The 23386-nt window shown below is 33.2% G+C and carries 27 protein-coding genes and 2 pseudogenes; 10 read left to right on the forward strand and 19 right to left on the reverse strand.

The features are described 5' to 3' along the window. Nucleotides 1-7: 7 nt before the first annotated feature. Both ACP3TL_RS09460 and ACP3TL_RS09465 read right to left on the reverse strand, forming a co-directional pair. Nucleotides 8-397: a DUF5327 family protein gene (locus ACP3TL_RS09460; protein ID WP_069832607.1), complete on the reverse strand. Its 390-nt coding sequence runs from the start codon at nt 395-397 to the stop codon at nt 8-10. A gap of 2 nt (nt 398-399) precedes the next feature. Beyond that, complete coding sequence (locus tag ACP3TL_RS09465) at nt 400-1056, reverse strand: uracil-DNA glycosylase (RefSeq protein ID WP_069832606.1); 657 nt, start codon at nt 1054-1056, stop codon at nt 400-402. Between the two features lie 437 nt (nt 1057-1493). Between ACP3TL_RS09465 and thiD the strand changes: the two genes are divergently transcribed. Continuing rightward, the gene (gene thiD, locus ACP3TL_RS09470) at nt 1494-2324 is read left to right on the forward strand and encodes a bifunctional hydroxymethylpyrimidine kinase/phosphomethylpyrimidine kinase (protein ID WP_069815091.1); all 831 of its coding nucleotides are present in this window, start codon (nt 1494-1496) and stop codon (nt 2322-2324) included. Between the two features lie 78 nt (nt 2325-2402). Here thiD and isaB read toward each other — a convergent pair whose 3' ends face one another. Continuing rightward, nucleotides 2403-2912, reverse strand: a complete 510-nt coding sequence (isaB, locus tag ACP3TL_RS09475) for an immunodominant staphylococcal antigen IsaB family protein (protein ID WP_069832605.1) — start codon at nt 2910-2912, stop codon at nt 2403-2405. A 237-nt stretch (nt 2913-3149) separates the two neighbouring features. Here isaB and vraX point away from each other — a divergent pair, with 237 nt between their 5' ends. Beyond that, nucleotides 3150-3320 (forward strand): C1q-binding complement inhibitor VraX, encoded by a 171-nt coding sequence (vraX, locus tag ACP3TL_RS09480; protein WP_002508451.1) that lies wholly within the window; start codon nt 3150-3152, stop codon nt 3318-3320. A 262-nt stretch (nt 3321-3582) separates the two neighbouring features. Here the strand turns inward: vraX and ACP3TL_RS09485 are convergent, their stop codons facing one another. The 7 genes and pseudogenes from ACP3TL_RS09485 to ACP3TL_RS09515 form a co-directional block, all read right to left on the reverse strand. Further along, nucleotides 3583-4023, reverse strand: a complete 441-nt coding sequence (locus tag ACP3TL_RS09485; protein ID WP_069832604.1) for an ASCH domain-containing protein — start codon at nt 4021-4023, stop codon at nt 3583-3585. Between the two features lie 143 nt (nt 4024-4166). Beyond that, nucleotides 4167-5496, reverse strand: a pseudogene (locus ACP3TL_RS09490) (MFS transporter). 241 nt (nt 5497-5737) lie between these two features. Beyond that, entirely contained in the window at nt 5738-6001 is a 264-nt protein-coding gene (locus ACP3TL_RS09495) for a hypothetical protein (protein WP_069832602.1), read from the reverse strand. A 1-nt stretch (nt 6002) separates the two neighbouring features. After that, a complete protein-coding gene (locus tag ACP3TL_RS09500) occupies nt 6003-6365 on the reverse strand; it encodes a hypothetical protein (RefSeq protein WP_069832601.1) in 363 nt (120 codons plus the stop codon). Next, nucleotides 6337-7479, reverse strand: a complete 1143-nt coding sequence (locus ACP3TL_RS09505; RefSeq protein WP_285326274.1) for a thiolase family protein — start codon at nt 7477-7479, stop codon at nt 6337-6339. Before ACP3TL_RS09505 ends, ACP3TL_RS09500 begins: the two co-directional genes overlap by 29 nt. After that, nucleotides 7479-8840 (reverse strand): AMP-binding protein, encoded by a 1362-nt coding sequence (locus tag ACP3TL_RS09510; protein ID WP_069832600.1) that lies wholly within the window; start codon nt 8838-8840, stop codon nt 7479-7481. Before ACP3TL_RS09510 ends, ACP3TL_RS09505 begins: the two co-directional genes overlap by 1 nt. A gap of 278 nt (nt 8841-9118) precedes the next feature. Beyond that, nucleotides 9119-10464 (reverse strand): annotated as a pseudogene (locus ACP3TL_RS09515) (alanine/glycine:cation symporter family protein). 440 nt (nt 10465-10904) lie between these two features. Here ACP3TL_RS09515 and ACP3TL_RS09520 point away from each other — a divergent pair. Further along, nucleotides 10905-11033: a hypothetical protein gene (locus ACP3TL_RS09520; RefSeq protein WP_256092374.1), complete on the forward strand. Its 129-nt coding sequence runs from the start codon at nt 10905-10907 to the stop codon at nt 11031-11033. 85 nt (nt 11034-11118) lie between these two features. Here the strand turns inward: ACP3TL_RS09520 and hxlB are convergent, their stop codons facing one another. Both hxlB and hxlA read right to left on the reverse strand, forming a co-directional pair. Further along, nucleotides 11119-11667, reverse strand: coding sequence for a 6-phospho-3-hexuloisomerase (hxlB, locus tag ACP3TL_RS09525; protein WP_069832598.1), 549 nt, complete (start codon nt 11665-11667; stop codon nt 11119-11121). A 1-nt stretch (nt 11668) separates the two neighbouring features. Then, nucleotides 11669-12301 (reverse strand): 3-hexulose-6-phosphate synthase, encoded by a 633-nt coding sequence (gene hxlA / locus ACP3TL_RS09530; protein ID WP_069816992.1) that lies wholly within the window; start codon nt 12299-12301, stop codon nt 11669-11671. Between the two features lie 560 nt (nt 12302-12861). Between hxlA and ACP3TL_RS09535 the strand changes: the two genes are divergently transcribed. The 5 genes from ACP3TL_RS09535 to ACP3TL_RS09555 all read left to right on the forward strand — a co-directional run bounded on the left by ACP3TL_RS09535 (nt 12862) and on the right by ACP3TL_RS09555 (nt 16294). Next, nucleotides 12862-13221 carry a YojF family protein gene (locus ACP3TL_RS09535; RefSeq protein ID WP_069832597.1) on the forward strand — a complete coding sequence of 120 codons (360 nt, stop codon included), beginning with the start codon at nt 12862-12864 and terminating at the stop codon, nt 13219-13221. 12 nt (nt 13222-13233) lie between these two features. Then, a complete protein-coding gene (bshB2, locus tag ACP3TL_RS09540) occupies nt 13234-13899 on the forward strand; it encodes a bacillithiol biosynthesis deacetylase BshB2 (protein WP_069816988.1) in 666 nt (221 codons plus the stop codon). Nucleotides 13900-13913: 14 nt separating this feature from the next. Further along, complete coding sequence (folE2, locus tag ACP3TL_RS09545) at nt 13914-14792, forward strand: GTP cyclohydrolase FolE2 (protein ID WP_069816985.1); 879 nt, start codon at nt 13914-13916, stop codon at nt 14790-14792. A gap of 331 nt (nt 14793-15123) precedes the next feature. Then, entirely contained in the window at nt 15124-15945 is an 822-nt protein-coding gene (locus tag ACP3TL_RS09550; RefSeq protein WP_069832596.1) for a transcriptional regulator, read from the forward strand. 4 nt (nt 15946-15949) lie between these two features. Further along, a complete protein-coding gene (locus ACP3TL_RS09555; RefSeq protein ID WP_069832595.1) occupies nt 15950-16294 on the forward strand; it encodes a transcriptional regulator, SarA/Rot family in 345 nt (114 codons plus the stop codon). A 73-nt stretch (nt 16295-16367) separates the two neighbouring features. On the opposite strand, the gene ACP3TL_RS09560 is transcribed toward ACP3TL_RS09555, so the two are convergent. The 3 genes from ACP3TL_RS09560 to tadA form a co-directional block, all read right to left on the reverse strand. Beyond that, on the reverse strand, nt 16368-16934 hold the full coding sequence (locus ACP3TL_RS09560; protein WP_069816979.1) for an NADPH-dependent FMN reductase: 567 nt from the start codon (nt 16932-16934) through the stop codon (nt 16368-16370). A gap of 18 nt (nt 16935-16952) precedes the next feature. Next, nucleotides 16953-17825, reverse strand: coding sequence for a Cof-type HAD-IIB family hydrolase (locus ACP3TL_RS09565; protein ID WP_069832594.1), 873 nt, complete (start codon nt 17823-17825; stop codon nt 16953-16955). A gap of 100 nt (nt 17826-17925) precedes the next feature. Next, nucleotides 17926-18417 (reverse strand): tRNA adenosine(34) deaminase TadA, encoded by a 492-nt coding sequence (tadA, locus tag ACP3TL_RS09570; RefSeq protein ID WP_285326036.1) that lies wholly within the window; start codon nt 18415-18417, stop codon nt 17926-17928. 62 nt (nt 18418-18479) lie between these two features. Between tadA and ACP3TL_RS09575 the strand changes: the two genes are divergently transcribed. Both ACP3TL_RS09575 and ACP3TL_RS09580 read left to right on the forward strand, forming a co-directional pair. Then, the gene (locus ACP3TL_RS09575; RefSeq protein WP_069832592.1) at nt 18480-19097 is read left to right on the forward strand and encodes a deoxynucleoside kinase; all 618 of its coding nucleotides are present in this window, start codon (nt 18480-18482) and stop codon (nt 19095-19097) included. After that, nucleotides 19090-19752 (forward strand): deoxynucleoside kinase, encoded by a 663-nt coding sequence (locus ACP3TL_RS09580; protein WP_021339560.1) that lies wholly within the window; start codon nt 19090-19092, stop codon nt 19750-19752. The genes ACP3TL_RS09575 and ACP3TL_RS09580 overlap by 8 nt, the downstream gene beginning before the upstream one ends. A 283-nt stretch (nt 19753-20035) precedes the next feature. Here ACP3TL_RS09580 and ACP3TL_RS09585 read toward each other — a convergent pair whose 3' ends face one another. From ACP3TL_RS09585 to ACP3TL_RS09600, 4 genes are all read right to left on the reverse strand, one after another. Then, nucleotides 20036-20425, reverse strand: coding sequence for a hypothetical protein (locus ACP3TL_RS09585; protein WP_069832591.1), 390 nt, complete (start codon nt 20423-20425; stop codon nt 20036-20038). Nucleotides 20426-20499: 74 nt separating this feature from the next. Further along, entirely contained in the window at nt 20500-21198 is a 699-nt protein-coding gene (locus tag ACP3TL_RS09590) for an HAD family hydrolase (RefSeq protein ID WP_285326035.1), read from the reverse strand. A gap of 591 nt (nt 21199-21789) precedes the next feature. Then, nucleotides 21790-22488 (reverse strand): AAA family ATPase, encoded by a 699-nt coding sequence (locus tag ACP3TL_RS09595; RefSeq protein ID WP_069832683.1) that lies wholly within the window; start codon nt 22486-22488, stop codon nt 21790-21792. Nucleotides 22489-22496: 8 nt separating this feature from the next. Beyond that, a complete protein-coding gene (locus tag ACP3TL_RS09600; RefSeq protein ID WP_069832590.1) occupies nt 22497-23228 on the reverse strand; it encodes a hypothetical protein in 732 nt (243 codons plus the stop codon). Nucleotides 23229-23386: the final 158 nt, after the last annotated feature.

The raw sequence follows: 23386 nt of genomic DNA on the forward strand, positions 1-23386 counted from the left end.
TTCTTAATTAAAAATCAAATATTGAATCTCCATTACCTATTTCATCATCAGTAACCAACTTGTTAGATGTAAGTGACGTGTCAGAAACGCTATTTTGTGACGCGGGTTGTGATGTTTTACCACCCATCGCTCGAATCTCTTCCGCAGATACACCTTGTTTTTTAGAGGCTGATTGCGGTTTTGAAGTATCATTATTTACTATAGTAGATGTTTGGAAGGACGAAGAAACATCATACGTATTATCTTTATAACTTTTATGCTGACTTGTCGACCCTGTAATAAGTGAAGTCAACGTGTGAATAGCATAAATATGCTTTTCAAATTCAGCATTATGCTTTGCTTCGTCCGCTGCTACTAATTCTTGCTCAATTAACTGTATGATCTTATCTTTTTCCATGTTTATGCCTCACCTTCACACCAATTTACTGGTGCTTTACCATTTTCTTGTAAATACGTATTTGCTTGAGAATATGGTTTTGAACCAAAGAAACCACGATAAGCAGATAAAGGACTTGGATGTGGAGACTTAATGATATGATGTTTCGACGTATCTATCAATTTGATTTTTTGTTGTGCGGGTTTTCCCCATAAAATAAACACAACATTTTCTAATTGTTCAGATACAGTTTGAATCACTTCATCTGTGAAAAGTTCCCAGCCAATTTCTTTATGTGAATGTGCCTCTCCTTGGCGGACAGTCAGAACGGTATTCAATAACAAAACACCTTCACGCGCCCAATCTTGTAAATGCGGCGTTGTTCTTTCACAACCTATGTCATCTTTAAGTTCTTTATACATATTACGCAATGAAGGTGGAAACTTAGCATCTGGTTGTACTGAGAAAGCTAAGCCATGTGCTTGATTCGGTCCGTGATATGGATCTTGACCTAATATGACAACTTTCACTTGTTCAAATGGTGTTAAATCAAATGCTTGGTAAACATTCTCTCTATCTGGATATACAATTTCTGTTGTATATTCTTTTTCTAAAAATTCGTGCATCGCACTAAAGTCATGTCGCGTAGTAATTTCATGAAAAACATCTGACCATTCCATATTCCCTCTCACCTCAGTTAGTATTTTAACATATTAGAACTACTTTCACGCGCAAGAAATTGTGCGCGTGAATAAGTAGTTCTTATGCATGTAAAGTAGTACTTCTTGCATTAGCAAGACTAGCACTACTTATGCAAGTGCCTTAGCACTTGTAAACATTTAAATCTGCTCAGGCGAACCATTATTTCTACTTTGTATCCACAAGAATAGAACCACTTATGCAAGTGCATCAGCACTTGTAAACCTTAAACCAGCTCAGGTAATCCTATAAGATATTTTAAATATTTTATAATTAACCCTATTTCACTTCATCAAAATAAAATTAATCTACATTATACAAAGTAGTTAAATATTGCTCGCTATTTAAAAGGTCATTATTTAGAATACTCGATAAACGTGGTATGATATGTACAAAAGAAATTTAGGAGTGAAGATTCATGGCATTGAAAAAAACATTAACGATTGCAGGTTCAGACACAAGCGCAGGCGCAGGAATGCAAGCGGATTTAAAAACATTTCAAGAGTTAGAGACATACGGCATTGTTGCTCTGACATCAATCGTTACAATGGATAAAGCGACGTGGTCTCATGACGTAACGCCAATTCCATTTGATGTATTTGAGAAACAATTAGAGACAGCAATCTCAATTCACCCAGATGCTGTGAAAACAGGTATGCTCGGTACACAAGAAATTATCAAACGTGCTGGCGAAGCTTATGAAGAATCTGGCGCCGATTACTTTGTTGTCGATCCAGTGATGGTCTGTAAAGGGGAAAACGAAGTATTAAACCCTGGCAATACTGATGCAATGATTGAGCATTTATTACCTAAAGCAACTGTCGTAACACCAAATTTATTTGAAGCGGGACAACTTGCAAATCTAGGTACTTTAAAATCAATAGATGATATGAAAAAAGCTGCTGAAATCATTCATAAACAAGGTGCAAAGCATGTCATTATTAAAGGTGGTAAAGCTTTAGATCAAGATAAATCTTATGACCTTTACTATGATGGTAAACAATTCTACCAATTAACTACGGATATGTTCCAACAAAGCTATAATCATGGTGCAGGTTGTACTTTTGCAGCAGCAACCACTGCGTATTTAGCAAACGGCAAAACACCAAGAGAAGCAGTTATTGCTGCCAAAGCTTTTGTTGCTTCTGCAATTAAAAATGGTTGGAAAATGAATGACTTTGTAGGTCCAGTTGACCACGGTGCATATAACCGTGTTGAACATATTGATGTTGACGTTACAGAAGTTTAAAAACAACGCTATCAATAAAATAAACCAAGCAGAAATTTATTCAATTTCTGCTTGGTTTTTTTGTGTATTAAATATGCTTTATGATACAGTCACACTCGTTACATAGCCATCACTCATATGAAAGACAATATAACCTTCACCTACTGCATACCCATACAAGCCATCGGAACTGCTTACTTTGTCCCCATTAAGCGGTGGTTGATATTCAAAGTTTTGTCCAAATTGTACTCTCATATCTTGTAAACTTACCGCATCTTCCGCTATCTCAAATTCTACTGAATTAGCTTTATTATCATTTACTTTTTCAAATTTTTGATCATAAATTACTTTGCTCTCAGAACCTGAATCATATTTACTATTCACTTTAATATCATTAAAAGTAACATTACCTGCTTTCAATCCATTATAAAATGCTTGGTCTAATACAAAATCTCCACCTTGAGCTGTGTAGCCTTGATAATCATAGTAAGGTTGCGTCGTTTCTGCTTGTGCTTCACTTTGTGAAATGTCTTCGTTAGCAATACTTAGGCCTACTGTAGTGCCAAATACGATACTACATGCTACAAAAGTCTTTGCAATTTTTTTCATACATTATCACTCCAAGCTTGAATTTTAAAACACGATACGTCTTAGTTACAATTTACATCAATTTTCAATAAAGTTCAATGCTAACCCTTTTACTTCACTCATTATTTTCACATCCTTTTCACCTTCCAAATCATATACGACATAAGACCGATACAAAGTTGATACTGAAGACTCATGTATTTTCCAAGGAAATCTATTAGTATATTAAGTGTAGAGAGAAAAGGAGGGAATCACAGCATGATTATCTACAAACAGGCTTTTGAAAATGGTAACCCAATATATGAAATTATCACTAAAACTTTCAAAACAATTTCTGTTAAATTTGATGAAAATTTCAGCATGAATGAATTATATAAGTTACTCTCTCTACTTGAAAGTGATGTTGATAATATGAAACTAACCTATTAATAACATTTACTTTACACCTAAGACTTTTCAAAATTTAGCTTTAAGAAAAATTCAGAAGAACATATATGCAATAACTCCCCTTTAGAAATTAGAAGTTTAAAAAGAATAAAGGCAACATAAGTTGTCCCCTTATGTTGCCTTTGAATAACACAACCCTATAAACACTCACCCTATGAGCGGTACACAGTTAGACAAAGATTGTCCCCTTTGTTGTGCTTGGAGAGAATACTCGAAGCAGTGCTAACTAATGTACCGCTCTTTTTTATACATACAATAACTTAAATTCTTCACACACCATGATTTCTGTTTCATCAAAAGGAATGCCTAATTCAGCATAATATGATTCGAAAAATTCGATATGTGCTTGGCGCCAATATGCCAGCGACTTATCTCCTTCACCCTCAAGATACGCATGTTCTTCAGTAACATCATTAAATGGGGTTTGGTAAACACGTGTAGTTTCAATGATACATTGCGGGTTTCCTTTTTCATTTAATACAACGCTGATATCACCGACTTGTGGTAACGCTTCTTCCTCTACTTTATAAGACGCTAATCCGCTTGTCGTCGCAGTTTTCATGCCCTTTTTCACTAAATCAGCTAATTCATCTTCGTCGACACCAAAAGACCAAGCATCAAATTGCACACCTTTATATTCAGGAAATGCTTCGATAAAAGATCTCCAATATGTTTCTACTGTCATAGTTATCCTCCTAGTATACTTGTTACTTCACTTATTATTGTATCGTACTCTTTTAAATTAACACAAAAAAACAATCGACAAAGTTTCATCACCATGTCGATCATTTTTGACTCGAATAAACCGAATCTTTAAAATCATTTTTATTATACGCGTTTGTTTTTAGCCCACCACATTGCCTTTTCAGGATTTTCTGCATAATATTCATATTCTTCATCACTTTCAACATTAGGATAAGATCCCTTAAGTGATTTACCAGAAGTACTTACATGTAATAACGAAATGACAATAATACCAACAATACTCATCGCAGTTAAATAATAAGCAGGAGATAAAGGATCACCTGTCTTCGCTACAAGTGCAGAAGCAATTAATGGCGTTGTGCCACCAAATAAAGATACAGATACATTAAATGTTACTGCTAATGTTCTATATCTGATATGTGTATAAAACATCGTCGGTAATGATCCAGGCATTGTCGCTTCATATGTTGATAGGAAGAAGCCTAGAATAAAGATACCAACAATAACATAGATGATTGAAGTTGATTGGAAAAGTGAAAAGGCGAATATACTCAATACGGCTGTACCAATTAATCCAATTAAGAACACTTTTTTCTCGCCAATTTTATCAGCAATTCTGCCAAACATTAATGCTAATGGAATCATTACAGCCATTACAAGTGTAATTACTACTGAAACTGTTGTACTATCAAGTTTAACAATTTGCTGTAAATAAGAAGGCATGTATGAAGTCACCATGTAATTAGTACAATTAAAGAACGCTACCGCTACGAAACATACAATTATATCTTTATAATAATATCTAATAATAGTTAAGAAACCAATTGTATCTCTTTTTGATTTTGTTGCAATTTCATTTTCATAAACAGGTGATTCTTCTAATTTTCTTCTTAAATAGAAACCAAAAATACCTAAAAATAAGCCTAAGATAAATGGAATTCTCCAACCCCATGAAGCCATTTGATCATCATTTAAAAAGAAAAATAGTAAGCCTGTTATCACCGAGGCAGCAATATAGCCCGATAATGTTCCTATTTCAAGTCCAGAACCAAGCGTATTTCGTTTTCTATCCGGAGAAGATTCTGCAACATACACCATAGCGCCCGCATACTCTCCACCTGTCGAAAATCCTTGTAACACTCTACTTAGCAATAGTAATACCGATTTGTTCATATGTAGGCAATAAGCCAATGAACAATGTCGAGAACGCCATCATAATAATGGTCGTTGTTAGTACTACTTTTCTACCGTATTTATCTCCAATAATGCCAAAGATAATACCGCCAACAGGTCGTAGTAGAAACGCAATTGCAAATGTTGCAAAAGTGAAAATCGTTTTGAGTTGATCATTTTCTACCGAACTGAAAAAGTTTTGTCCAAGTATTACCGCTAAATAAGAATATAACCCAAAATCGAACCATTCCATAGCGTTACCTATACCTGTGGCAAACACAGTTTATTTAGCGGTTTTAGGATTAACTTTATTTATCTTACTTTCATCAAAATCTTTGTCATAATCCATGAATATTTCACTCCTTTTAACATGCTATATTATTATACGGAGTTAGTTTGTATTGTCAAATTGATATCTATTTATTACTTTTTGTTTTTAATAATTTTATGAAAATGATTATATTTATTTTTAATTAACAATACATAATAGCTTTTCTATATTCACAGATTAAATATCACTTTTATATTTTTACAATGACAATTTTCACATCACCACTTTGATTAGAAATAACCATTTTTTCGTTTGTTACAAGTTCAAAATTTAAAGATTCATTCATTTCAACTGATGCCACATATTTCACTTTGTACGCTACCCATGTTACTTTTTTATTCGTGAGTGCAAGTTGTACAATCAATTGACCTGGCACTATATTTTCATGCACTGGGTTTTGATCATTGATTAAACCTAAATATTCATTCACTTGTTCTGTTGTTATTTGTATCATGCTAAACCTGCTCCAAAAATGTTTGTTTAATAGTGATATATTTTTCACTATTTTTATGTATTTCTAATTTAAAAATGTATTTCGTAAATGATTTTATTTTCTTCTTCTCAACAATACACATATACGCAAGATAAGTTTCATTCGTTTCAAATGGTTTTGAATAGTTGATTTCTGTTTCTTTCAGCAAAATATTACGATTAGCATATTGTTGAAACAGCTGAAATTCTGGCCATAACTTAGCACAATATAAAGGAGGCACTTTGTTTAATGGACGTTGATTAAAGTATTGATTATAAGCCACGACTTCTTCTTCAATAAATATGATTTCTTGCTCTTCATGTCCATCTTTCAAACAATAATGCATTGCCCATGCCGCCTCCTATTCCCATTGTAGCAATTGTTCTTTGATATTCTTCCATGTAAAACAAGCGCGTCACTAAAGCTGCACCACTTGCGCCATAGGGATGACCTGTAGCGATCGCACCACCATAAACATTTAATTTCGCATCAGATAAGTCCAACATTTCTTGGCTTGCTAACACCTGTGATGCAAAGGCCTCATTCAATTCGACAGCATCAATTTCATCAATAGTATAGTTATTTTTTTCTAATAGTCGTTTCACTGCTGGTGCTGGGCCAATGCCTAATACATTCGGGTCTACACCTACAGTTAAGCCATCAGTAAATGCTAACCCGCTATTAAAACCACATGCTTTGGCAGTTTCTTTTTCCATAATCATTAATAACACTGCACCATCATTTTTCATACAACAATTTCCAGCAGTAACTGTGCCTTCAGGTAAGAGCGGCTTCAAACGATTCAGCGTCCGTTCCGTTAACTTAGGTTCAATACTTTCATCTTGTTGAAATGTTTCACCCTTAACTTGAAATGGCATTATTTCTCGGGAAATGATTTGACGTTCATATGCAGCCATCGTTTTTTGATGGCTCATCCATGCATAATAATCTTGTGCCGTTCTTGAAATGTTGTAAGTTTGAGCTACATTTTCAGCCGCTTCAATCATTGAAGGATCCTGTCCCTCCGGAGCAAATGATGCGCGTTCAAAAAACGCTGGTAATTGCGTATCATAAACAGATTGAGGTCGTTTTATTTTCCAAGGCGAACGGCTCGTACTTTCTACACCGCCTGCCATATAAATCGTACCTGCGCCTGCTTGTATCATACGGCAAGCTTGTAATATCGCTTCTAAACCTGAGCCACATTGTCTATCGATAGTTACGCCCGGGATATGGTGATCTAGTTCAGCTTCGAGTAAGGACTTTCTCGCCAAATTACCTCCATTACCTACGACATTACCTAGAATAACGTCATCAATATCTGACATCACATGTGGCAATGTTTCTTTGAAATGTGTAAATAATGGTTTTATGAGGTGTTCTGGCTCTATCTGCTTAAGCTTTCCTCCATATTTGCCAAATGCTGTACGTTTTGCCGCAACAATCACTGCTTCTTTCATCATCTAAACTCTCCTCCTAAATAACGTTCCTTCATTTGTCTTCGAGCTATTTTTCCACTTTGTGTATAGTACATTTTATCTATTTTAATTAATTTAGATGGTATTTGATATCTCACCAAATGTGGTGACAAAAAACTTTTCAACGACTGATAAGACACATCCTGTGGGCCTGTGTAAAGTAGTACTGCAATTTCCCCAAACTTCGAATGTGATTCACTCACTATGCACACTTCATTAAAATATTCATAACCTTGGGCTACACTTTCAATTTCAGTTGGATAAACATTTCGACCACCAATAATCATGCGGTCACCCTGACGTCCGTGCAAATAAAGATATCCGTTATGATCAAGTGAAGCAAAATCACCAATTTCTAGCCATTTACTTCGTGAAATATCCTGATTTGCATAACCACTAAACACCATATTACTTTGAATATGTAACACGCCCACACCTTGTTCATCTTGATGTGCCAAGTGTATTTGCACATTTGGAAAAGGTAAACCAACAGAATGACATGGTGCTTCATTATTGTAGTTATAACTTATAAAGCTTGCTTCAGATGTTCCGAAGAACTCTATTAATAAAGTTTGTGGCATATATTGTTGTACTTTATTTCTTGTTTCCGGAGGTAACTTGTCACCTGTAGAAAAAATATAGCGCACTTGGTTTATTTTAAAGTTTTCAGTCAAACATGATGTTAACATTGTCGGTACTAAAAACATGGCAACTGTTTTAGATGCTTTTTCAATCGTTTGTAATAACGATTGCGCATCAAATTGACGTTGCCCTATAAACGTTCTCCCACTATATAGCGCATAGATACAAGCATATAAAGACAACGAATGAGACAAAGGACCAGGTGCAACGAGTATATTAACCGGCTCTTCTAAAAGCTTTTCGTTTTCTTTATAAGAATATAACCAAGATTTTTCATTGCGATAATAAGCTTTTGGTAAACCTGTCGTTCCTGAGGTAAAACCAACATGTAATAAATCATTACGCCACTTCAATTGATTTTCTTTAATGTGTTTATTTATTACTTCTTTTTCCTCATTAATTACATAAGAAATCCCGTAATGATTTAGTAATGTGTCTATCTGTCCTTGTGACCATTGAAAATCTAGTATGCATGGAATACAATGCCTCTTTAGCAATGCACAATAATAGATAATTGTTTCCATAGGGTTTTTCATAACGAGCGCTACAAATTGATGACTAGGAATATCAGTTAAATCTGCAACCACTAATTCGATATTTATCTTTAACTGTTTATAACTACACTTTAAATCATCAAATTGCAACGCAAGATGTTGTGGTCGTTTTTGTGCATGTTGCTCAATCTTTTCTAATATTTCCATTTTCCTGTCACCCTTTAAAATGTAAACTTTAATACAATACATGTTAACATTAATTATAGTCGTTTACCTTTACAGAATCACTGATAAATTTTACTCATGGGGATTTAGAGCATCTTTATCCCAATTTCCTTTAAAATTCGATAATATTTTCAATTCAAAACCCATTTACCTACTTAATTTTCCAATAATAAATTACTCAAACCCAACAATAGAGAAATCTGCATACAAAAACCCCCACTCCATTTTGTAGTGAGAGGCTATCTATTTAATAGAACAACTTATTTATAATTTTTAAAGAAATCTATAGTTAATGATTTTACTTTCGGTGAAAGTATAAGTACTGCAATAACGTTAGGTATAAGTACAATTGCAAGTGCTAAATCTAATAAATCCCATAGTTGTGTGGCTGCACCCAAAGCACCTACGACTAATGATAATACATAAACGACTTTCATAATCCAAGCACCTGTTAATCCAAATAAGAACTCTGCCATTCTAGAGCCATAAAAAATTACGACAATGACTGTTGAAAACACGAAAAATAACATCGATATCGATACACTCATACTGCCGAATTCTCCAAAAGCATCTTCAAATGCTCTGGCTGTAAGCGCTGCAGATTGTGACTTTGCATCTTCTGATTTCCAGACACCAGAAACAAGCACAACAAATGCAGTCGTACTACACACGACAAGCGTATCAACTACAATTTCACTAACACTCCAAAAAGCCTGACGTACAGGATGATCCGTTTTTGCAGCTGCGTGGGCAATAGGTGACGTACCAAGACCTGCTTCATTAGAATATATTCCTCTAGCAAATCCCCAACGAATGGTAGTTGCAAGTGCTGCACCGAATGTTCCCCCTAATGCTGCACTAGGGTTAAAAGCTTGTTCAACCACAAGCGCAATGATATGGGGCACTTGCGTAATATTCATTATAATAATAGTAAATCCTAATAAACAATATAAACCGACCATAATTGGTACAATCTTCTCAGCAATAGATGCAATACGCTTAATACCACCAAACACGACTAATGCTGCAAGTATAGCTAAAACGACGCCAGTTACGCCCATATGTATATCGAATGTATCATGCACAGTACTTGCAGCCGAATGACCTTGTACCATAATACTTGGTATAAGCTCAAGCATCAGCGCAAAAGCAAAGACAGTAGAAAAAATGGCTCCTAATTTTTTGTTTTTAAAACCTTTCTTCATATAATATGTAGGTCCACCAACAAATTCGCCTTTTTTATTTTTTTCACGATAATGTACACCGAGTACGTTTTCGCTGAATTTTAAAGCCATTCCTAGAAAAGCTATTACTATCATCCAAAAGACAGCACCTGGACCACCCATCATAATTGCAGTAGGCACCCCAACAATATTCGCAGCGCCTATTGTAGATGAAAGTGCAGAGGTCAGTGCTTGCCTTGGTGTGATTGTGCCCTCACCTTTAGGCGTTTTATTGACTCTTCCAAATGTCTGTTTCATCATATAAAAAAATGTCTAAACTGAATAAATTTCAAGTTTATTGTTAAATACAAACTTGCAACTAATAATAAAGTAACTAAAGGAAATCTCCAAAGCCAATCTGAAAAAGCAACGATTTTTTCCATTATATCTCCCCTTTAATAATGTATTAAAATCAAATTGTCATAGATTTACGTAAAAACAGTCTAAAGGTGACTAAACTATTTTTTTATAGTATCCCCTATTTGTTTTATTTATAATCATTCGTTGCTATTTTAAAATACATTTATATGTTCTAATTAAGCTTCTTCTATGGTTTTTAAATTTATTATTATTAATATTAAAATAAATTGTAGTATCAAATTCTCATTACTATGCACTTTGTTATCAACCACCTGTTCAACATAGCTATGACAATGACGTTAAAGTTGAATTTGATTAACAATTGAACATCAGGGAAAAGGTAACATACAAAAAATTTTTATCACGCATATTTATTGTGCATTTTTTAAAAACAACGAGTCAAAAACGATTTTAGTGCCTTGTAATTAATATATAAAAACATTAAACAGTTAGGATGATTAAAATGAAAAAACTTTTAACTATTAATATTTTAGCTTCACTTGCAATAATCGCTTTTATAACATGCAAACAATGTGTAGATATGACAAAAGAAAATAGTATGGAAGAGCATAATAGAGTTCATTTAGATTAATTTTAATATATAGAAATAAAAAGAGAGAGGAAACTAAAATTTAGTTTCCTCTCTCTTTTTACTTTTATTAACACTTATATTTTGGTTATTCCAAATTTGCGTGGTTTTGTTGCATTGCTTCTTCATCAACTTTTAACTCAGTCATTAAATCTAAAACAATACTATCTAAAAACACTTGTGATGCTTGTTCAAATAGGCTACCTAAGGGCTGTGCTGAACCTTCAGCATCATATTTCGTCCCTGCCGGTAATTCAATAACTACATTTGCAAGCTCACCTATCGCTGAAGCCGGATTTGTCGACAATAATACAACTTCCGCACCTACAGATTTAGCTTTATCTGCTAATAATCTTAAATGCTCTGTCGAACCTGACCCAGAGATAACAACAAACAAGTCATTTTCAGTAATAGACGGCGTCGTAGACTCACCCACAACATGCGCGTATTTGCCTAATTGATTTAAACGCATTGCAAAACTATTTGCTACAAAGCCTGAACGACCTTTTCCTGCAACAAATATTTGATTCGCTTCAACCACTTGTGTTAAAAACGCTTTTGCTTCACTATCTTTTACGTGCGATAGTGTATGGTCTAATTCATCTAATATTAAGCGATAATTTGTAATTTCAGTCATATTATCTGCCTTCAATCGCATCTCTACATTGTTTAGCAGCTTCAACTGGATCGTCTGCATTAGCAATACCGCCACCAACAACAACTAAGTCTGGTTCTTCTGCCACAACTTCTTTAATTGTATCTGGTTTAATACCACCAATAACAGCTACTTTTGAATTAGAAATAACTGATTTAACTTTACGTAAACTTTCTAAAGGAGATTGACCTTCAGCTTGTAAGTCATAACCAGTATGCACAGCGATATAGTCTGCACCTAAATCATCTAACTCTTTAGCACGTTTTTCTAGATCTTGTACTGCAATCATATCAACTAATAATTCTTTACCACTTTTATGTGCCTCTTCAACTGCTGCTTTAATTGATGCATCTTCTGCAACGCCTAAAATTGTTACTACGTCTGCACCAAATTTAACTGCTTGGCTTACTTCGTAGTCTGCAGCATCCATAATTTTTAAATCTGCAAGTACTTTTACGCCTTCTATATTATCGTTTAAATGTTGAACCGCTGGTAAACCTTCATTAATAACGATTGGTGTACCAATTTCTACGATATCTACATAATCTTTAACTTTATTCGCAAGTTTTGCCGCTTCCTCTTTATTCAATAAATCAATTGCTAGTTGTAATTCCAAAATGATCATCCCTTCTTGAATTAAATTATAGAGCCATCGTTGTGACTTAACTTACTATCATAATGTTGCACTTAAGCTATTTACCCTTAGTTTTATATATTAAACGCGTAAAATAACATGATAAATACTGTACATCCTCTACTTAAAACGAAGATACCCGTTAATACCTATGTTAATTCTATGTTTTATTGTTAAAACTACAGTCATAATAAATTAATTATTATGCAAATTATATATAAATGTTGTGACACTTATGCATTATACTTCTTTTATATATTTTTAACAGGAATTGGATTCCAGCCCTATTTCACTATTAAGTTGAGACTTTTTACTATAAATTGAGCAGAGTGATACATTTCTGCTGTGCTTTTTAGTAGAATGAAGAGATAATCAAAATATAAAATACAATTCTTAGATATAAAATTCACTTTTCTGGTAGAAAATGTATACGAGTCGGTTTACACTAAAGTATAGACTTATATCATCGAAATCTATTGTGTTAAGTAAATATAAATAATTGAATTTTGTAATGTTGGGTTTGGAAGCAAGGAGGCAAAATTTTGGAACAAATAAACATTGAGAAAGTACAAGCATTACTTTCTTCATACGAGCATAAACCTGTATACTTACATGTTGAAACAACAAATGGTGCATATGCTGCTCACTTTGACCAACGTGTATTTAATGCGGGAACTTTTTTGAGAAATATTCAAGTGACTTACGAGCACGCTCAACTTAAAGGTGGCAACAAAGATCCTTTCCGTGTCGGTCTTAAATTGAAAGATAGCGGTTGGGTCTATGTTCAAGGATTAACACATTATGAAGTGAATGAGAATGGTGAGTTTCTTCTAGCAGGTTTTAACTATGAAGGTCAATTAGCTGCTGCTTTAGAAATTAGTACTCAACCGTTCAAAGCATAAGGAGGGCGTATCATGGCAGAGGAAAGCCAAGTATTAGTAATTTTTCCACATCCAGATGATGAATCGTTCTCATCTGCAGGCACATTAGCACGCTATATCGATAATGGAGTGCCAGTCACGTACGCATGTTTGACACTCGGACAAATGGGTCGCAATTTAGGCAATCCACCTTTTGCTACGCGTGAGACATTACCAGATATTCGTGAAAAAGAATTAGAAAAAGCAATGGAAGCAATAGGCATAACTGATTTACGTAAAATGGGCTTACGAGATAAAACTGTAGAGTTCGAACCACATGATGAAATGGATGCAATGGTTAAATCCCTCATTGATGAATTACAACCATCTGTCATCATTTCATTCTATCCACAGTTTGCTGTTCATCCTGACCATGAAGCTACTGCAGAAGCAGTTGTGAGAACGGTTGGTCGTATGCCAGAATCTGAAAGACCACGTTTACAGCTTGTAGCATTTAGTAATGACGCACATGAAAAATTAGGTGCACCAGACATTCTAAATGAGATCAGTGATTATAAAGAGGTTAAACTACGTACATTTGAAGCACATGCATCTCAAACAGGTCCATTCTTAGAGTCACTTGCAACACCTGACGTACCTGGAGAAGCACACAGTTTCTTAGAAGTAGAACCTTATTGGACTTATAACTTTGAATCTTAAGTGGAGGCAATAGCATGACAGAATTTGACTTATCTACTAGAGAAGGCAGATGGAAACACTTTGGTTCTGTTGACCCTATCGAAGGTACGAAACCAACTGAAAAAGAAAATATGAAAGACTTACAAAGTACACATAAAGATTTCTTATTTGAAATCGAAGAGGTAGGCATTAAAAACTTAGTTTACCCAGTACTTGTAGATCGTTTCCAAACTGCTGGAAACTTTAGTTTTTCAACGAGTTTAAATCAAGACGAAAAAGGCATTAATATGAGCCGTATATTAGAAAGTGTCGAAAAGCACTATAATAATGGCATTGAATTAAATTTTGACGCACTTTATCAATTATTACGTAGTTTACAAGTTAGCATGGCACAAAACGCTGCTGGTTTAGATGTTTCAGCTAAATGGTTCTTCGACCGTTATAGCCCAGTCACTCAAATCAAAGCTGTTGGTTATGCCGATGTAACTTATGGTTTAGCGATTGATAAAGATGACGTAACGCGTAAAGAGATTACAATTCAAGCTGCGGTCACTACACTATGTCCTTGTTCAAAAGAGATTAGCGAATACTCAGCACACAACCAACGTGGTATCATCACTGTAAAAGCTTTTCTAAATAAAGATGTTGATTTAATAGGTGATTATAAAGAAGTCATACTAGATGCAATGGAAGCTAATGCGAGTTCTATGTTATACCCTATTTTAAAACGTCCTGATGAAAAAAGTGTTACAGAACACGCTTATGAAAATCCAAGATTTGTAGAAGACCTTATCCGTCTTATTGCTGCAGATTTAGTAGGTTTTGAGTGGCTTGATGGTTTTGAAATAGAATGTCGCAATGAAGAATCTATTCACCAGCACGATGCTTTCGCTAAATTAAAATACCATAAATAGTTAAATACAATTTAACTCATACGCTTTATTTATTATAGGAGTACTAATATATATTTATTAGTACTCTTTTTTTGTTCAAAATTTGAATATCTCTAGTAAATGTTATTTCAATTTTTCTAGATTATCTATTTGAAGTTATGTTTTTAATTATTAAAAAGTAAAATTTTAATGGTTACTATTAAATTATTTACTCTAAAATCTAAACTCACATATTAATTTTAAAATAATGTGTATCAAGAGTTAAATTTTGTTAATGTCCGACATACACTTTTCGTATTAAAATTATTATAGAGGAGATGCTCCTTAGTATATCGGTGTGGTGAAATAAATAATGGATTATGATTTAAAGATATATAATAATAAAAAATCCAATTTTAAATGTTTACGTACTAACCATTTTTTTAATATCTATTTCGTTTTTGATGGAGCAATTACAATATTAAAAAATAACGATTTTCAACATTATCGTACAGGAGATATATTTTATATTCATGATTATGAATGTATTAATGATATCAACTTTGAAGGCACGTTATTATGTCTATCTATAAATAATTACTATTATTATAAAATTTCGAATACGTACGCTCAAAATGAGAATAATATAATGGATAAAGATAGTCCCGATTTAAAAACACTTTATAACGACGTCATTGCTTCTATTTTAAATCAATCAATTACTTCAGATATAGAACGAAAATTATTATTTCTAATTGAAGCCACCTATTTTAATACCATAGATACAACTCTCCGCTCTGAATCTGAACGAAATTTTAAACATGTGTTGATTAGAGACGTTATTCAATATATTAGTCACAACTGTGAAAGAAAATTAAACTGCCAGGATATTGCGCATCATTTTTTTGTGAATAACAGCTTTTTATCGCGTGAATTTTCAGCACTTATGTCTTGTACCTTATCAAACTACATCATTGCTTCAAAAATTCACTTTTCAGCATGTGCTTTATTAAATGGCGATGCTTTAGATTTTGTATGGAGACAGTATCATTTCCATTCACTTAAAGATTATATTTATTATTTCCAAGCAATCAAAGGTGTAAGCCCTTATGAAATTAATAACAAACAACCTATTATAGAAGGCATTCAAAATTTCAAGATAATACAACAAAGCAAAAATAACTTAATGTGGTGATGACATGAATATGATAACTTACGAAGAAAAGAGAAGCTTAATTAAAAAAGTAATCAAACAAAATTTGAACCTTACATTTAATGAAATTGTTATATTGGATAAATTACTTTATATTAACAAAGAAAGTATTGAAGCAGTAGAACTCAAAAGACTGCTATATAGTCAAAACACACCGATTTCAATACAAATCAACAATCTCATTGAGCTGGGTTTATTAAAAAAATCTAGAGATGCATATGATGAGCGCTGCATTCATTTACATAATATCGATTTATCTAAGATAAAATCGATTCTAGAACAGTATCATACAATTGTAACTTCTATTTTAAATCCATCAACCCAACAATAGAACAAATTAAAAATAACTGTTAGGCTTCTATGTAGAAACTTAACAGTTATTTTTTATATTTTAATCATTCAACTTATTTTAAATGTTCATAAGGACTATTTTTAACAAAAGAAATGATTTGATCTACAAATAATCTAGCACGTAATTGGAATTCTTCATTATCTAAATATAATGTACCATCGTCTAATTTTTTATAATCTGTATCATGCGTAGCAATTTGTGTTGGCACTGCAATACCTAATAACGTACGTACAATTAAACGTAAATGTGATAATGGTTCTGAACTTACGATGCCGCCACTATTACCGATAAGACCTACAGGTTTCATTTTGAAATCATCCATAGTTAAGTGATCTAGAGCATTTTTCAAAATACCAGAGTATGAACCATGATAATTTGGAGATCCTAAGACGAAAAAGTCCGCTTCTCTCGCTTTAGATTGTAATGTACTTAAATTATTTTTATATGTTTCACTTGGACTAGAAGCACCTGAAACATCAAGTTGATGAATTGGATTTTCTGCTAGATCAAAAATGTCAACTTCAAAATCATGTTCTTCAAAATGTCCTTTTAAATATTGGGATAGCGCTGTTGTGTGTGAACCTAATTTCGCACTCCCTACAATGATTAAACCTTTCATAATACACTTCTCCTCATACTAATTTTCATTATTTTCTTTGAGCAATTTCATAATCGCTTTTCCGACGCCACTTTGCTCATTTGTGTCTGTAGAATACTTAGACACTGCTTTAACTTCAGGCGTTGCATTATCCATCGCTACAGAGTAACCTACACGCTCTAGCATAGAAATATCATTCATGTTATCACCAATTGCCATAACACTTTCCATATCTATATTAAGACGCTCTGCAATCGTTGTTAACGCGATACCTTTTTGTGCATCTGAGTGTGTAATCTCAATATTACCTCTCGATGAAGAAGAAATTGCAAGACTTTCTGATTCTGCTAGTTTTTCACTTGCACGGTCAATTTTTTCTAAATCACTATCAAAAGCAAGAATTTTCATGACGATTTCTCCAGGCGTATCTTCAATCTTGTCATAATTATCTACAACTTTTAAAGTACCATTATCAATTCGTTTTTGAATACCAGCTTTGATTTTTTCTACGTCTGCTTTTTGACCAGCTCGTTCTGCAATGTCTATATATATTTCTAAATCGCGTTGAGGGTTTTCAGTGTAGATACCTAAGTTTGTATAAACTTGATAATAAATATCTTCTTTATCCATCTCTGTTGTAATTCTATTAATTAACTCACGATTCAATTTAGATGTACTCATGATATTAAAAGATTCATCTCTCACTTCTGCACCATTTAAACAAATGTAAGGCACTTTCAAATCTGTTTGATTCACTGGTGAATTCGCTTCATAAAAAGCACGACCCGTAGCAATAACTACTGTTATGCCTTGCGATTGCGCATATTGAATCGCTTTAATATTCTCTTCTGATATCTCATGTGCCGCATTTAATAATGTACCATCCATATCTGTTGCAATTAATTTTATCATTAATTTACCTCGTTTCCTTCTATGATCGATAACACAATCTTAATTACACACCATTCTCATTTGCCACAAATTTGTAACACACTCATATTCTACCAAATCTTTAGGGATTTGTATTATCGGCTGTTTGTATGAGTTTTTTATTTTTTCTTAAATTTTTAAAAAATGTTTTTAATAATTGGCTACACGCTTCCTCTAATACACCCGTTTGAACCGTTGCCCGATGATTAAATCTTGGTTCTTGTAACAGGTCCATGAGACTACCTGCACAGCCGCCCTTCGGATCTTTAGCTCCATAAATCACATATGGAATCCGGCTCATTACAATGGTTCCAGTACACATCACGCATGGTTCTAGCGTGACATAAAGTCTGCAGTTCTCTAAACGCCAGCTACCGATGACAGCAGCAGCTTTTTGAATTGCAAGATGCTCGGCGTGAGCAGTTGGGTCTTGTGATGATTCTCGCAAATTGTGTGCTCTTGCAATCACTTCATTATCTCGAACAATGACAGCACCAATAGGCACTTCACCAATGTCCCCTGCTTTTTTTGCTTCTTCAATCGCAATTTTCATATAATTTTGGTCAGTTGTCATGTGTCTTACACCTCACATATGGTACAATATTTATTGTCTATTTTAACATTGGAGCGGTAAATATGAAAAAACAATTTATTGCTGTTGAAGGCCCGATTGGTGTCGGAAAGTCTTCTTTAGCACACAAACTTAGTCAAACTTACAATTACTATGAAGAAAAAGAAATTGTAAATGAAAATCCTTTTTTATCAGATTTCTATGAAGATATTTCTAAATGGAGTTTCCAAACAGAAATGTTCTTTTTATGTAATCGTTACAAACAATTCCAAGATCTTGTTTCAAATGAAAGTGGTATCGTGAGTGATTATCACATTTATAAAAATAAAATTTTCGCACATAATACCTTAACGAGTGCCGAATACAGTAAATTCTCAAGAATTTATGATATTTTAACCGAAGATCTAGAAATGCCTAATATCATCATCTTCTTAGATGCAGAATTAGTAACTTTAAAAGCACGTATAGCACAACGTAATCGCAGTTTTGAACATCAAATTGAGGATAACTACCTACTTAATTTAAAGCGTGATTACAATGCCTATTACAATTCGTTAAAAGCTGACGGAGAACGCGTCATTCGTATTGACACGACACACCTTGATTTCGTTAAACTTAATGATGATTATAATTATATTTTAGAATTAGTGAAACCACTGATTGGAGGACAAATGCATGAATAAATACGGTATCCCTCAAGATGCTGTGATTACTATCGCTGGTACTGTAGGCGTAGGAAAATCAACATTAACAAAAGCTTTAGCCGAACGCCTGAATTTTAGAACTTCATTTGAAAACGTGGACCATAACCCTTACCTCGATAAGTTTTACAACGACTTTGAGCGTTGGAGTTTCCACTTACAAATTTATTTCTTAGCTGAACGTTTTAAAGAACAAAAACGCATGTTTGAATATGGCGGTGGTTTCATCCAAGACCGTTCGATTTACGAAGATGTCGACATTTTCGCTAAAATGCATGAAGAACAAGGTACAATGAGCCCAGAAGACTTTGAAACATATTCTGAATTATTTAACGCCATGGTCATGACGCCTTATTTCCCTAAACCAGATGTATTGATTTATTTAGAATGTGATTACGATGAAGTCATTGATCGCATTAAACAACGTGGTCGTCAGATGGAAATGGAAACTGACCCAGAATATTGGCAAAAACTATTCAAACGTTACGACGACTGGATTAGTGAATTTAATGCATGTCCTGTTGTACGTGTGAACATTAATGAATATGATTTACATGAAGATCCAGACTCATTAAATCCAGTCATTGATAAGATTCGTCATATCATTGAGACACATCGTAAAGTGGATCAACGCTAATACAATTACAAATGGAGTGTCGACAAAGCATCTGACTTTGTTGGCATTTTTTTGTGTATATTTTCCTTGATTTCAGTTTCGGCTTTTCTTTTTATTTCGTACTCACTATATATGATAAAACTTCATTCTGTAGTCTTTTACTAGCGTTTTATTAACTCGCCAGAAGTTGGCCAAATTACTTCCATCATTTAAACAAAAATCATCTATGAGAAAAAACAGCTGTAAAACAACGGAGTGGGACATTTATTATGTCTCACTCCGTTTTCATTGCTATAACAATGTACTACTCAATATGTCTGCGGTAGATTATTTTTTCAATTTCGTCTTCTGTCACATACTTACTATAATAATGTTCATCCGTTTGATCTAATCCAAATGTACTTGCTTTATCTTGATCTTCTGTCCCAATATAAAGCTGTTGTTCTGTATCTTGATATAAATCAAAAACGGCACCTTCATATCTTGCTTCTTGAAATAATGCATAAAGCTCATCAACATCGTCTCTCGGGATATGTTTGAAATATAATGTATGCGCTGATTGATTTGCTGTTTGTGCTTCAAAACCATGTTCCAATGCCTTTTCGTCTTCTGTAGCTAGCACCAATTCGTTACCAACAATTTCAACTACTTTATAAGTTTCGCCTTTATAATCTGCGTATTTTCCATCAATCATTCAATCACCTCAATGTTTATATTAAAGAAAAAAGTCATAATATACGATACGTATATTATGACACAATTTGTAAACTACGCATATTGATTTAATATCCCGAGAACGTGATTCGCGTTATCTACAATATGGTCAGCTTTATTAAGTTCTTGTTCTAAGCCTACGCCTGTTAATACAGCGATTGTAAGGCCTAACTTAGCATTTACACCTGTTTGTATATCATTGGCCGTATCACCCACGATGATTACATCTTGTGGTGATACGTCGTAATTGTTAAACAAGGGATTAAGCACTTCTGGATTAGGCTTTTCAACTACATTAGCTTCCGTAGATATGACTACATCAAAGAAATGGTCAAATTCAGTTGCTTCTAAAAATTGTTCTACACCTTTTTTAGAATCGCTTGTTACTATCCCCATTTTATAACCTTGATTTTGTAGCGTCTCCAATGTTTCATAAATGCCTTCTACCAGAACATTTTCTGGCACTCTATTATCAACAAGTGTTTGGCTTCTCTTTTGTGCCCACTTAGAAACGTCCTGACCAGCAATATCACATAACGCTTTGACCATTTCTTCTAAAGCGCCTGACGCCATTATTGTGCCAGGTTGAATTTCTCCATCTACAATACCTAAATGCTTATATGCTGCGTCTATATCATGGATATCGTCCTTATATGCTTCCATGAAATCGTCGACGAGTTGCAAGCCAATCTTCATCCAACTCCCGTCAAAATATATTAACGTGCCATCTTTATCAAATAAAATCCACTTCATCGCTTGAACAGCTCCTATGTATTAACTTCATATTAAATTATATCGCACTTTATTTTAATATAAACACATAGAGCTAAACAAATAATGAAACTGGGAGAATATTATTCTTAAATTCAATGTTTTGGAGAACGTTGAAAAAACATCTATTTATGTTAATATTATTTCAATGTTAATTTAATTGTATTAACATTTATTTTTTTATAAAAAGGAAGATGTTATACGGTATATCTATTCGTAATCATTGTAGTTGCAACGTTAATCAGCATATTTTTTTCAAAGAGACAAAAGCCTACGTCTCCCAAAAGTTGGTTAAAGGGCTTTGGATTAATTATTCTCTCTATCATCATTGTAAATGGCTTTTATCATATAGATGAAATATTGAACGGTGCTAAGAAAGAGCAAGAAAATATTCAAAATAGACAAAACACAAAATAAAGGACATCACTGCAATAATTTCAGTGATGCCTAGTCTGTCTATAGCTCATATCTTTAAATAATTATCATACATTGCTTATAGGATAAGTTTATTGAGTTAAATATCCGTGAAACTGATAGTTAAAACATTCATTACCGATTATATCAAATTGACTTTCAATTTATTGTTCTTTCGAAAGCGATATCAGGGTTATTAGTTCCATTGATTTTTAGCCATTCATGAAAATCTCCTTGATACACTATACAACCATTATGAAGAAAGATAATGTTAGTTTTAATATGTTGTAAATCTTGTAATTGATGAGTTGAAATTAAACATTGACGATTATGTCTAACTAAACTCTCTAATCTCTTCATTATTAATTTTCTAGATACTGGATCCACCCCACTCGTCGGTTCATCAAATAAATATAGTTTTTTAGTTATTTTTGAGAATAATTGAAGGTATAACCACTTCCTTTCTCCGACAGACATTTCACCCATGTTTATATTCAACAAATGGTTATATTTTTCTTTCTCATTTTCACTTAAACTAGCTACAAGCATTTCGTCAAAATTATCCACTACTTTTTTAGACAATAATCCTTTTATTAAATTCTTCACATCTTTACCACTATTAGAAGGGGCAAAAAAAATATTTTGTGTCATATATAGTATTTCGTTTATTTTAGGAAAATTGTTATCAAAATCTGAATTTAAACTTTTAGTGATACAATCCATTATAGTAGTTTTTCCTGAGCCATTTTCACCTACCAACACATTCAACATCCCCGGTTTAATCTCAAAGTTCACTTGTTTTAAAGTCATTTCATTATTTTTTTTATATTTATAACTTAAATTTTTAACATAGTACATCACATTATCTACCTCTTTGTTTTTGAATTTATATCAATGTGTTTCATGCAAATAATGCCTATAGCTACATATAATGTATAGAATATTATAGTTACAATCGAAGAGATGAAATTAATAAAATTTGAGAATGTTAATAAATTAATTGCTATTTGTTGAAAAAAATATAGTGGGTTTAGCCACTCAAAACCCTTGAAATTATTTTGGGTGTTATTAGTCACATAAAATAATAGCAAAGTAAACATATTAACTATCGTTGATAGCGTATCTACTTTTACTGGTACGTATGATAAGACTATAAAAAACAAAGATAATGGAGCCACTATAATTATAAAAATCACAAGTTTAATAATTATACTAATTGTTAGTATGTTTATTAAAAAACCAAGCACTATTGTAAATATAAATATTGAAATCATCGATAACAAACACTGCGAAATTGCAATAGCAAGAATGAAAGGGTACTTTTTTCCAGTGATCATAACAAAAGTTTTCAATAATCCTTCTTCTCGTATCCTAGAAATTTGCATGCCCACACCATTAAGGTAGGTAATAGTAACTATAAAAGCCCAAAATGAAAAAATAAAAGTTTGCTTCTCTAAAATTGTATAGTTTGAAGGGCCATTAGGATAATAACTAATTAATGCTAAAATGATAGGTAATACAATGGTCCATATCATTGTGATTTTATCGTTCAACAGCATTTTAAAATAAAACATTAGAAATGACATTGTTTGATTCATCTTAGATAGCTCCATTCTGAAAATTTCGACAATTTAATAATAAACATTCCCTACTAGCATTGCAACATTTAATTTTAATAAAAAACTAGTTCTGTAAAATTTAACATCCAAGTTCTAATGTCAGATAAGCATCTATCCTATAAAACATCATTCGTATA

The sequence above is a fragment of the Staphylococcus caseorum genome (genome assembly GCF_049943195.1).
Classification (GTDB): Bacteria; Bacillota; Bacilli; order Staphylococcales; family Staphylococcaceae; genus Staphylococcus; species Staphylococcus equorum_A.

What these genes read in the sequence shown, in the direction of transcription:
- ACP3TL_RS09510 (WP_069832600.1), bottom strand. Translation starts at nt 8,840, where the DNA reads ATGGAAATATTAGAAAAGATTGAGCAACATGCACAAAAACGACCACAA.
- ACP3TL_RS09520 (WP_256092374.1), top strand. Translation starts at nt 10,905, where the DNA reads ATGAAAAAACTTTTAACTATTAATATTTTAGCTTCACTTGCAATAATC.
- ACP3TL_RS09600 (WP_069832590.1), bottom strand. Translation starts at nt 23,228, where the DNA reads ATGAATCAAACAATGTCATTTCTAATGTTTTATTTTAAAATGCTGTTG.
- hxlB (WP_069832598.1), bottom strand. Translation starts at nt 11,667, where the DNA reads ATGACTGAAATTACAAATTATCGCTTAATATTAGATGAATTAGACCAT.
- bshB2 (WP_069816988.1), top strand. Translation starts at nt 13,234, where the DNA reads ATGGCAGAGGAAAGCCAAGTATTAGTAATTTTTCCACATCCAGATGAT.
- ACP3TL_RS09460 (WP_069832607.1), bottom strand. Translation starts at nt 397, where the DNA reads ATGGAAAAAGATAAGATCATACAGTTAATTGAGCAAGAATTAGTAGCA.
- ACP3TL_RS09575 (WP_069832592.1), top strand. Translation starts at nt 18,480, where the DNA reads ATGAAAAAACAATTTATTGCTGTTGAAGGCCCGATTGGTGTCGGAAAG.
- ACP3TL_RS09485 (WP_069832604.1), bottom strand. Translation starts at nt 4,023, where the DNA reads ATGACAGTAGAAACATATTGGAGATCTTTTATCGAAGCATTTCCTGAA.
- ACP3TL_RS09550 (WP_069832596.1), top strand. Translation starts at nt 15,124, where the DNA reads ATGGATTATGATTTAAAGATATATAATAATAAAAAATCCAATTTTAAA.
- thiD (WP_069815091.1), top strand. Translation starts at nt 1,494, where the DNA reads ATGGCATTGAAAAAAACATTAACGATTGCAGGTTCAGACACAAGCGCA.
- ACP3TL_RS09555 (WP_069832595.1), top strand. Translation starts at nt 15,950, where the DNA reads ATGAATATGATAACTTACGAAGAAAAGAGAAGCTTAATTAAAAAAGTA.
- folE2 (WP_069816985.1), top strand. Translation starts at nt 13,914, where the DNA reads ATGACAGAATTTGACTTATCTACTAGAGAAGGCAGATGGAAACACTTT.
- ACP3TL_RS09560 (WP_069816979.1), bottom strand. Translation starts at nt 16,934, where the DNA reads ATGAAAGGTTTAATCATTGTAGGGAGTGCGAAATTAGGTTCACACACA.
- vraX (WP_002508451.1), top strand. Translation starts at nt 3,150, where the DNA reads ATGATTATCTACAAACAGGCTTTTGAAAATGGTAACCCAATATATGAA.
- ACP3TL_RS09590 (WP_285326035.1), bottom strand. Translation starts at nt 21,198, where the DNA reads ATGAAGTGGATTTTATTTGATAAAGATGGCACGTTAATATATTTTGAC.
- ACP3TL_RS09505 (WP_285326274.1), bottom strand. Translation starts at nt 7,479, where the DNA reads ATGAAAGAAGCAGTGATTGTTGCGGCAAAACGTACAGCATTTGGCAAA.
- ACP3TL_RS09500 (WP_069832601.1), bottom strand. Translation starts at nt 6,365, where the DNA reads ATGCATTATTGTTTGAAAGATGGACATGAAGAGCAAGAAATCATATTT.
- ACP3TL_RS09565 (WP_069832594.1), bottom strand. Translation starts at nt 17,825, where the DNA reads ATGATAAAATTAATTGCAACAGATATGGATGGTACATTATTAAATGCG.
- ACP3TL_RS09465 (WP_069832606.1), bottom strand. Translation starts at nt 1,056, where the DNA reads ATGGAATGGTCAGATGTTTTTCATGAAATTACTACGCGACATGACTTT.
- ACP3TL_RS09595 (WP_069832683.1), bottom strand. Translation starts at nt 22,488, where the DNA reads ATGTACTATGTTAAAAATTTAAGTTATAAATATAAAAAAAATAATGAA.
- ACP3TL_RS09495 (WP_069832602.1), bottom strand. Translation starts at nt 6,001, where the DNA reads ATGATACAAATAACAACAGAACAAGTGAATGAATATTTAGGTTTAATC.
- isaB (WP_069832605.1), bottom strand. Translation starts at nt 2,912, where the DNA reads ATGAAAAAAATTGCAAAGACTTTTGTAGCATGTAGTATCGTATTTGGC.
- ACP3TL_RS09585 (WP_069832591.1), bottom strand. Translation starts at nt 20,425, where the DNA reads ATGATTGATGGAAAATACGCAGATTATAAAGGCGAAACTTATAAAGTA.
- tadA (WP_285326036.1), bottom strand. Translation starts at nt 18,417, where the DNA reads ATGACAACTGACCAAAATTATATGAAAATTGCGATTGAAGAAGCAAAA.
- ACP3TL_RS09580 (WP_021339560.1), top strand. Translation starts at nt 19,090, where the DNA reads ATGAATAAATACGGTATCCCTCAAGATGCTGTGATTACTATCGCTGGT.